The 2,414-nt window shown below is 71.4% G+C and carries 4 protein-coding genes, 1 pseudogene and 1 riboswitch; of the genes and pseudogenes, 4 read left to right on the forward strand and 1 reads right to left on the reverse strand.

The genetic code is table 11. The features are described from left to right. Both G6026_RS11070 and G6026_RS11075 read left to right on the forward strand, forming a co-directional pair. Nucleotides 1–343 (forward strand): annotated as a pseudogene (locus G6026_RS11070) (MFS transporter); the annotation flags it as partial. Next, nucleotides 340–849, forward strand: a complete 510-nt coding sequence (locus G6026_RS11075) for a DUF2771 family protein (RefSeq protein ID WP_182613209.1) — start codon at nt 340–342, stop codon at nt 847–849. The pseudogene G6026_RS11070 and the gene G6026_RS11075, both read left to right, overlap by 4 nt. Before the next feature lie 9 nt (nt 850–858). Here the strand turns inward: G6026_RS11075 and G6026_RS11080 are convergent, their stop codons facing one another. Then, nucleotides 859–1,260 carry a cold-shock protein gene (locus tag G6026_RS11080; protein WP_182613210.1) on the reverse strand — a complete coding sequence of 134 codons (402 nt, stop codon included), beginning with the start codon at nt 1,258–1,260 and terminating at the stop codon, nt 859–861. A 121-nt stretch (nt 1,261–1,381) separates the two neighbouring features. Between G6026_RS11080 and G6026_RS11085 the strand changes: the two genes are divergently transcribed. Further along, on the forward strand, nt 1,382–1,663 hold the full coding sequence (locus tag G6026_RS11085) for a hypothetical protein (RefSeq protein WP_107755838.1): 282 nt from the start codon (nt 1,382–1,384) through the stop codon (nt 1,661–1,663). Between the two features lie 178 nt (nt 1,664–1,841). Continuing rightward, a riboswitch (cyclic di-AMP (ydaO/yuaA leader) is annotated at nt 1,842–2,000 on the forward strand. A 9-nt stretch (nt 2,001–2,009) separates the two neighbouring features. Then, nucleotides 2,010–2,414 (forward strand): transglycosylase family protein (locus G6026_RS11090; RefSeq protein WP_182613211.1); only part of this gene is annotated, 405 nt, incomplete at its 3' end.

Genomic DNA, 2,414 nt, shown 5'->3' on the forward strand with positions numbered 1-2,414 from the left:
CGTGGCCGCGGTGAGCAGCGCGCTCGGCAAGGTGGCGCTCGACGCCTCGATCCAGACGGACATCCCGGATTCCGCGCGGTCGTCGGCGTTCGGCCGGTCCGAGACGGCTCTGCAGCTGGCATGGGTCGCGGGCGGCGCGCTGGGGGTCCTCCTGCCGCCGGACTTCACCGTGGGCTTCGGCGTGATCGCGGTCGTCGGCGCCCTGCTGTTCGCGCAGTCCCTCCTGACCGCGCGCGGATCCACGCTCGTGCCCGGGCTCGGCGGCAACCGACCCCGGTTCCCCGGAGAACCACGTGACCCCCGTTCGTTCGGCGCACGCCTGCTGGGCAGAATGGAGGAGTGAGCTCCCGCAGCGATGCCCCCGCCTCCGGCCCCCGCGTTCGTCCAGTCACCTGGGCGATCCTGGCGTGGGTGATCGTCATGATCGCCGCGATCGTGGGGGCGTGGCAGGGCTCGGCCTCACGCCACGGGTCGGTGCCGTCGATCACCGTCGCGACCGACCGCGATCACGTCGAGGTCCCTCCGTTCGCGGCCACGGACCTCGACGGCACCACCTATGCCAATCCGGTGGGCCGGTTCGTCATCTCGGGTGAGCACACGCTCACGGTTCGGCTCCCGGTCGAGCTGCGCCGCGCCACGCTCGACGTCTACGAGGTCCGCGCGGACGGGTTCCGCGAGTACACCGTCGAGCCCGACGGGCCCGGCGAACTGCTCGTCCCGGTCGCCCTTCCCGACGAGGGACGGATCGAGGGGCTGGCGCTCCGGGCGGTCGCGCTGGTCTACGCCGCGGACGGCTCGGAGACGATCCTCAGCGGCGAGTGGTCGGTCGGGTTCGACTACGCGGACTGATCCTGCCGGTCACGCGTCCAGTTCGCGGGCGACCGCGCGGAGAACCGAGGCCACCCGGCTCGACACCTTGTGGTCGGGACGGTGGCCGCGCCGCAACTCGGGCTGGACGGTCGACTCGAGCACCTTGATCATGTCCTCGATCATCCCGTGCAGCTCATCCGGGGAGTGCCGTGGGCCACCCCGGGGCGCACGGTCCTGCGCGACGGTGGGGTCCTCGTGGACGACCACCCGGAGCGCCTGGGGGCCGCGCCGACCGGAGACCATGTCGAACTCCACCCGCTGGCGGGGCCGGAGCGTGTCCACGCCGGCAGGAAGGGCGTCGGACCGGACGTAGACGTCCTCCCCGCCCTCGTGGGACAGGAAACCGAATCCCTTCTCCGCGTCGTACCACTTGACCCTGCCACTGGGCACCGCGAACCACCTCTCCACACGATCGCGCACAGGTGCGACCGACCATCACCACGTCGCCGTCGAGCCTACCCTCGCCGAGGTGGCGGTTCGGTGCCCGCATCGGGCCGGTAGCCTGCCCGGTGTGACCTCAGATGCCCGACCCCCGGCCGACGACCCCGACCCCTGGACCCCTCACGCGGCCCAGCCCACCCCGTCCCGCCCCAGACGTCGCGGGCTGTTCGTCGCCGCCCTGGCCGTCTTCGCCGTCGGAGTCGTCTTCACGATCCTCGCCGCACTCACCCCGTTCGTGCTGGACCGGGACGCCCCCACGTTCCTCTACGTCGGCGCGATGGTGTTCACCCCGGTCGGGTTCCTCCTGGGGCTGCTGTACGCCATCCTCGGCTCCCGGCCGCCCAGGGCGTGACGGAACCCACACGTCCGCGAATCTCCAGGTAACGAGCGGATAACACTGATAGCCACCCTTCTGCGTGACCTGGTTTTATCTCAGAATGGTGACGATCCGGCATCAACCCGCTACTGTTCGAGTCAGACTCGTCAGCGAGTTGGCATCGGACGCACCACCGAACCCCGCCCTGCGGCCGTTGCGACAGTGACCGTAACCGGGCGGGGACGGGGGACCCGATCAGGGCCCTTGCCGGGCCGGCGACCACAGGTCGCCTTGGGGTCAAGCCGCCATCCGCGGCCGGGCACACTCGTCCGAACCCGACAGCTCACCCCGTAGGCACCGAGTGAAAAGGACTGACGCGTATATGACCTCGAACACCGGACGCCACCGCGCTGCCACCCCCGCCTCCGCACCCAGGACGGCGGTGAAGGTGGTCCTCGCGGGCACCGCGTTCTCCGCCGCCGGGCTCGCCCTCGCCCCGGCCGCCAACGCGGCCCCGGACTCCGACTGGGATCGTCTCGCCCAGTGTGAGGCCGGCGGCAACTGGGGGATCAACACCGGCAACGGCTACCACGGCGGACTGCAGTTCTCGCCGAGCACCTGGGCGGCCTATGGCGGCACCCAGTACGCTCCGACCGCCAACCAGGCGACCCGCGAGCAGCAGATCGCCGTCGCCGAGAGGACCCTCGCGGGTCAGGGTTGGGGAGCGTGGCCCGCCTGCTCGGCGAAGCTGGGCCTGAACTCCGCGCCGACCCCGCGTGACCTGTCC

The sequence above is a fragment of the Dietzia sp. DQ11-38-2 genome, from assembly GCF_014145055.1.
Lineage (GTDB): Bacteria > Actinomycetota > Actinomycetes > Mycobacteriales > Mycobacteriaceae > Dietzia.